Origin of the sequence: Escherichia sp. MOD1-EC5433, from assembly GCF_002966005.1 — a bacterium.
GTDB classification, from domain to species: domain Bacteria; phylum Pseudomonadota; class Gammaproteobacteria; order Enterobacterales; family Enterobacteriaceae; genus Escherichia; species Escherichia ruysiae.
The window spans coordinates 23,379-30,221 of record NZ_PTRL01000013.1; the positions used below are offsets into that span (position 1 = coordinate 23,379).

A 6,843-nucleotide genomic window follows, 5' to 3' on the forward strand; every position below is an offset into this window, starting at 1 on the left:
TTACCAGTGGCCCATACCCATATGACCACCACCACAGCCGCCGTAACCCATGCCCATTCCGGCACCGCGCGGAATACCTGCTTCAGCCATCGCGATATCCCGTTTCACCCGCAACTCATCTAACGACTGACGCAAATTCTCCATCTCTTTGGCGACCGCGTTAATTTTGCTGCTATCCGGTGGGTTAGCGGCTAATAGAGCGTTGTATTCATAACGCTTCGTCACCAGTTGCTGTTGCAGCGCGCTGCTTTGGGCGTAAAAGTCATTATGGATTTTCTGCCACGCCGTCTGTTGTTCGCTGGTCAAAGGCGCGGCATTTTGCTGCCACATACCGTGTCCGCCGTGAGCAAATGCAGATGTCGATCCCATCGCCATTGCTGAAAGCGCCATCATCACCAGGGCAATTTTCGTGTTCCGTTTCATGGTTAATCCTCCAGTGGTTGTCTTACTTCGGGTATTGCATCTTCCGTGCCAACGATGAAACGCTGATATGACGGGTAATCTGGCATGATAAACGAGTAAAAATGACTCGCCTGCTGCGGGTAGCGAGTCATTTTTACTCATTGAAACTTAAGCCTTTGTGTTACAGCGCAGGGTAAACGCTGATAAAAGATGGCATGATTTCTGCTGTCAAAAAGGGATGAACAGGCAAAGAAGAAGATGCGTTTTATGCAACGTTCTAAAGACTCCTTAGCTAAATGGTTAAGCGCGATCCTCCCCGTGGTCATTGTTGGGCTGGTGGGATTGTTTGCAGTGACGGTGATTCGCGATTATGGGCGCGAGACTGCCGCCGCCAGACAAACGCTTCTGGAAAAAGGCAGTGTACTTATCCGTGCTCTCGAATCCGGCTCGCGCGTCGGCATGGGGATGCGCATGCATCATGCGCAGCAGCAGGCCTTACTGGAAGAAATGGCCGGGCAGCCTGGAGTACGTTGGTTTGCGGTCACGGATGAACAAGGAATAATCGTGATGCATAGCAACTCCGGCATGGTGGGAAAACAGCTTTATTCCCCGCAGGAAATGCAGCAGTTACATCCGGGAGATGAAGAAGCGTGGCGGCGGAGCGATAGCGCAGACGGCGAGCCTGTTCTGGAAATTTATCGCCAGTATCAACCGATGTTTGCTGCTGGAATGCACCGGATGCGCCATATGCAGCAGTATGCCGCGACACCACAAGCAATTTTTATCGCTTTCGACGCCAGTAACATTGTGAGTGCTGAAGATCGTGAGCAGAGAAACACCCTGATTATCCTCTTCGCCCTGGCGACGGTCTTGCTGGCAAGCGTGTTGTCATTCTTCTGGTATCGCCGATATCTGCGCTCGCGCAAGCTTCTACAGGATGAAATGAAGCGCAAAGAGAAGCTGGTGGCGCTGGGGCATCTGGCGGCAGGCGTTGCCCATGAAATTCGCAATCCGCTTTCCTCAATTAAAGGGCTGGCGAAATACTTTGCCGAACGAGCACCAGAGGGCGGGGAAGCGCATCAACTGGCGCAGGTAATGGCGAAAGAGTCCGACCGTTTGAATCGTGTGGTGAGTGAGTTGCTGGAACTGGTCAAGCCAACGCACCTGGCTTTGCAGGCGGTGGATCTCAATACCTTGATTAACCATTCATTACAGCTGGTGAGCCAGGATGCAAACAGCCGGGAGATCCAGTTACGCTTTACTGCCAACGACACGTTGCCGCAAATTCAGGCCGATCCGGACCGACTGACCCAGGTCTTGTTGAATCTCTATCTCAATGCCATTCAGGCGATTGGTCAGCATGGCGTGATTAGCGTGACGGCCAGCGAAAGCGGTGCTGGCGTGAAAATCAGCGTTACCGACAGCGGTAAAGGAATTGCGGCGGATCAGCTTGAAGCCATCTTCACCCCATACTTCACCACCAAAGCCGAAGGCACCGGACTGGGGCTGGCGGTCGTGCATAATATTGTTGAACAACACGGTGGTACAATTCAGGTCGCAAGCCAGGAGGGAAAAGGCGCAACGTTCACCCTCTGGTTTCCGGTCAATATTACGCGTAAGGACCCACAAGGATGACGCACGATAATATCGATATTCTGGTGGTGGATGATGACATTAGCCACTGCACCATCTTGCAGGCATTGCTGCGCGGCTGGGGCTATAACGTCGCGCTGGCGAACAGCGGGCGACAGGCGCTGGAGCAGGTGCGGGAACAGGTTTTTGATCTTGTGCTTTGCGATGTGCGAATGGCAGAGATGGATGGCATCGCCACGCTGAAAGAGATCAAAGCGTTAAACCCGGCAATTCCGGTGCTGATTATGACTGCGTACTCCAGCGTCGAGACGGCGGTAGAGGCACTGAAAACTGGGGCGCTGGATTATCTCATCAAGCCGCTGGATTTCGATAACCTACAGGCGACGCTGGAAAAGGCGCTCGCACATACGCACAGTGTTGACGCTGAAACGCCTGCGGTGTCTGCCAGCCAGTTCGGTATGGTCGGTAAAAGCCCGGCGATGCAACACCTGCTCAGTGAAATCGCCCTCGTCGCGCCATCGGAAGCCACGGTGCTGATCCACGGCGATTCCGGCACCGGTAAAGAGCTGGTCGCCAGGGCGATTCACGCCAGTAGCGCACGGAGTGAAAAACCACTGGTAACGCTCAACTGTGCGGCACTCAACGAATCCTTGCTGGAATCTGAATTGTTCGGTCACGAAAAAGGGGCGTTTACTGGAGCTGATAAACGCCGGGAAGGGCGCTTTGTTGAGGCGGATGGCGGCACGTTGTTTCTCGATGAAATTGGCGATATCTCGCCGATGATGCAGGTGCGTCTGCTGCGTGCGATTCAGGAGCGCGAAGTTCAGCGTGTCGGCAGCAACCAGACCATCTCGGTTGATGTCCGGCTGATTGCGGCGACCCATCGCGATCTTGCCGCTGAGGTAAAGGCCGGGCGTTTTCGCCAGGATCTCTACTATCGGCTGAACGTGGTGGCAATTGAAGTACCGTCGCTGCGGCAACGACGGGAGGATATTCCCCTACTGGCTGGCCATTTTCTGCAGCGATTTGCTGAACGCAATCGCAAGGCGATAAAAGGCTTTACGCCCCAGGCGATGGATCTGCTGATTCACTACGACTGGCCGGGAAATATTCGCGAACTGGAAAACGCGGTAGAACGGGCAGTGGTGCTGCTGACTGGGGAATATATTTCCGAACGCGAGCTGCCGCTGGCGATTGCCAGTACGCCGATCCCGCTGGCTCAAACTCAGGACATTCAGCCGTTGGTGGAAGTGGAAAAAGAGGTGATTCTGGCGGCGCTGGAGAAAACGGGCGGCAACAAAACCGAAGCCGCCCGTCAGTTAGGGATTACGCGCAAAACGCTATTAGCAAAACTGTCGCGTTAGTTCTGCTCGCGTTCGATAGCGCGCCAGCCGATATCTTTCCGGCAGAAGCAGTCGTCCCAGTGGATATCGGTCATTAAGGCATAAGCGCGTTTCTGCGCCTCTGCTACGGTATGACCCAGCGCGGTGACGCACAGTACGCGCCCGCCGCTGGTCACTACCTGCTCGTCATCCGCCAGTTTCGTGCCCGCGTGGAACACTTTACCGCCTTCGACTTCTTCCAGCGGCAGGCCGTGGATCACATCGCCAGTGCGATAATCGCCCGGATATCCACCCGCAGCCATCACCACTCCGAGGGAAGCGCGTTCATCCCACTCGGACGTTTTCTCGTCCAGCTTGCCTTCACAGGCTGCCAGGCAGAGCTCAACCAGATCGGACTTCATGCGCAGCATAATCGGCTGGGTTTCTGGATCGCCAAAGCGGCAGTTAAATTCGATAACCTTCGGGTTGCCCTGTTTGTCGATCATCAAACCTGCATAGAGAAAACCGGTGTAGGTATTGCCTTCCGCCGCCATGCCTTTCACGGTTGGCCAGATGATACGTTCCATGGTGCGCTGATGAACTTCATCGGTCACTACCGGTGCAGGAGAGTAAGCCCCCATTCCGCCGGTGTTTGGCCCGGTATCTTTATCGCCTACGCGTTTGTGATCCTGGCTGGTGGCCATCGGCAGCACATGCTCACCATCCACCATTACGATAAAACTCGCTTCTTCGCCGTCGAGGAACTCTTCGATAACAATGCGATGACCCGCGTCGCCAAAAGCGTTGCCTGCCAGCATATCGTGAACAGCCGCTTCAGCTTCTTCCAGCGTCATCGCCACGATAACGCCTTTTCCGGCAGCCAGGCCGTCAGCTTTAATGACGATCGGCGCACCTTTCTCACGCAGATACGCCAGCGCAGGTTCTACCTCGGTGAAGTTCTGGTATTCCGCTGTAGGGATCTTATGGCGGGCCAGGAAATCTTTGGTAAACGCTTTCGAGCCTTCCAGTTGCGCGGCGCCTGCGGTTGGGCCGAAGATTTTCAGCCCGGCGGCGCGGAAGGTATCCACTACGCCTTTCACCAGCGGCGCTTCCGGGCCGACGATGGTTAGATCAATCTTTTCGTTTTGCGCGAAATCCAGCAGCGCCGGGATATCGGTCACGCCGATAGCGACGTTTTGCAGTGCAGGCTCCAGCGCAGTGCCAGCGTTACCCGGAGCAACAAAAACAGTCTCAACCAGCGGCGATTGCGCCGCTTTCCAGGCCAGCGCGTGCTCGCGGCCGCCGTTACCAATGACTAATACTTTCATCTGTCGCTCCATTAATGGCGGAAGTGGCGCATGTCGGTGAAGAGCATTGCAATACCGTGCTCGTCGGCGGCAGCAATCACTTCGTCATCACGGATAGAACCGCCAGGCTGGATTACGCAGGTCACGCCGGCAGCGGCGGCAGCATCAATACCGTCACGGAACGGGAAGAACGCGTCAGAAGCCATAGAGGAACCTTTGACTTCCAGACCTTCATCGGCAGCTTTAATACCGGCGATTTTGGCGGAGTACACGCGGCTCATCTGGCCTGCGCCAATCCCGATGGTCATATTGTTTTTGGCATAGACGATAGCGTTGGATTTCACGAACTTCGCCACTTTCCAGCAGAACAGCGCATCACGCAGTTCCTGTTCGGTCGGCTGACGTTTGGTCACGACACGCAGTTCTTCCGCACCGACCATCCCCAGGTCACGATCCTGAACCAGCAAGCCGCCGTTCACGCGTTTGAAATCAAGACCCGGAATACGTTCGCCCCACTGACCGCAGGTCAGAACGCGTACGTTCTGCTTGGCGGCGGTGATTTTCAGGGCTTCTTCGCTGGCAGACGGTGCGATGATCACTTCGACAAACTGACGAGAAATGATGGCCTGTGCGGTTTCAGCATCCAGCTCGCGGTTAAAGGCAATAATGCCGCCGAATGCGGAGGTCGGGTCTGTTTTGTACGCGCGATCGTAAGCGTCAAGAATGGAATTGCCGATAGCCACGCCGCAAGGGTTGGCGTGCTTCACAATCACACATGCCGGTTCGGCGAACTCTTTCACGCACTCCAGCGCCGCATCGGTATCGGCGATGTTGTTATAAGAGAGGGCTTTACCCTGAACCTGGGTTGCGGTGGCAACGGAGGCTTCTTTCACATTCTCTTCTATATAGAAGGCAGCCTGCTGGTGGCTGTTCTCGCCGTAGCGCATATCCTGCTTCTTAATGAAGTTCAGGTTCAACGTGCGCGGGAAGCGACCGGCAGCTTCTTTGCTTTCACCGTGGTAAGCCGGAACCATGCTGCCGAAGTAGTTGGCAATCATGCTGTCGTAGGCGGCAGTGTGCTCGAAGGCTTTGATAGCGAGGTCGAAACGGGTTGCAAGCAGAAGCGAACCTTCGTTGGCATCCATCTCTTTAATAATGGCGTCGTAGTCGCTGCTCTTGACCACGATTGCGACATCTTTATGGTTCTTCGCTGCGGAGCGCACCATCGTTGGGCCGCCGATATCGATGTTCTCAACCGCATCTTCCAGCGAGCAGCCTTCACGGGCAACGGTCTGGGCGAACGGATACAGGTTAACAACCACCATATCGATAGGTTGGATCTGATGTTCTTCCATAATGGCATCGTCCTGGCCGCGACGGCCCAGAATGCCACCATGTACTTTCGGATGCAGAGTCTTCACACGTCCATCCATCATCTCCGGGAAACCGGTGTAATCGGAAACTTCGGTCACCGGCAGCCCCTTTTCTGCTAACAGTCGGGCAGTGCCTCCTGTAGATAGCAGTTCCACACCGCGTGCGGAAAGTGCCTGAGCGAATTCGACGATACCTGCTTTGTCAGAAACACTGAGCAGAGCGCGGCGGACTGGACGACGTTGTTGCATGGTAAATCCCCTGGATTTGACTATTACAGAGAGCGTTAGCTGAATTTTTCGCGAAAAACTCAGCTAACGCCCCTAACGGGGCATCTTTATTTTTCGCCCGCATTGTAACGAAAACGTTTGCGCAACGCTCGCGAATTTTTTTGTTTCGATGGTGAGCACCATTTCGATTGTGGTTAGCAGGTCAGGAATACAGAAATAACGCTTATGATTGTGGATAACTCTGTGCGTAAAAAGGTATAAATAGGGGTTTTGCTGGGGAATGCAGCAGTCAGTCATTTTTTTGCAATTTTTCTATTGCGGCCTCAGGAGAACTCCCTATAATGCGCCTCCATCGACACGGCGGATGTGAATCACTTTACACAAACAGCCGGTTCGGTTGAAGAAAAAAATCCTGAAATTCAGGGTTGACTCTGAAAGAGGAAAGCGTAATATACGCCACCTCGCGACAGTGAGCTGAAAGCCGCGTCGCAACTGCTCTTTAACAATTTATCAGACAATCTGTGTGGGCACTCGAAGATACGGATTCTTAACGTCCTCGGACGATAAATGAATACCAAGTCTCAAGAGTGAACACGTAATTCATTACGAAGTTTAATT

6 protein-coding genes are annotated in these 6,843 nt (G+C 54.2%); 2 read left to right on the forward strand and 4 right to left on the reverse strand.

The window, feature by feature from the left end:
* Both zraP and C3D30_RS20750 read right to left on the reverse strand, forming a co-directional pair.
* Complete coding sequence (zraP, locus tag C3D30_RS19815) at positions 1-423, reverse strand: zinc resistance sensor/chaperone ZraP (RefSeq protein WP_010351356.1); 423 nt, start codon at positions 421-423, stop codon at positions 1-3.
* A 2-nt stretch (positions 424-425) separates the two neighbouring features.
* Positions 426-554, reverse strand: a complete 129-nt coding sequence (locus tag C3D30_RS20750; RefSeq protein WP_001297563.1) for a hypothetical protein — start codon at positions 552-554, stop codon at positions 426-428.
* Positions 555-660: 106 nt separating this feature from the next.
* Here C3D30_RS20750 and zraS point away from each other — a divergent pair, with 106 nt between their 5' ends.
* Both zraS and zraR read left to right on the forward strand, forming a co-directional pair.
* Positions 661-2,037, forward strand: a complete 1,377-nt coding sequence (gene zraS, locus C3D30_RS19825) for a two-component system sensor histidine kinase ZraS (RefSeq protein ID WP_105287308.1) — start codon at positions 661-663, stop codon at positions 2,035-2,037.
* Positions 2,034-3,359, forward strand: coding sequence for a sigma-54-dependent response regulator transcription factor ZraR (gene zraR / locus C3D30_RS19830; protein ID WP_105287309.1), 1,326 nt, complete (start codon positions 2,034-2,036; stop codon positions 3,357-3,359). Before zraS ends, zraR begins: the two co-directional genes overlap by 4 nt.
* On the opposite strand, the gene purD is transcribed toward zraR, so the two are convergent.
* Both purD and purH read right to left on the reverse strand, forming a co-directional pair.
* Complete coding sequence (gene purD / locus C3D30_RS19835) at positions 3,356-4,645, reverse strand: phosphoribosylamine--glycine ligase (RefSeq protein ID WP_000866814.1); 1,290 nt, start codon at positions 4,643-4,645, stop codon at positions 3,356-3,358. The genes zraR and purD overlap by 4 nt on opposite strands.
* A gap of 11 nt (positions 4,646-4,656) precedes the next feature.
* Positions 4,657-6,246, reverse strand: a complete 1,590-nt coding sequence (gene purH / locus C3D30_RS19840) for a bifunctional phosphoribosylaminoimidazolecarboxamide formyltransferase/IMP cyclohydrolase (protein ID WP_001187545.1) — start codon at positions 6,244-6,246, stop codon at positions 4,657-4,659.
* Positions 6,247-6,843: the final 597 nt, after the last annotated feature.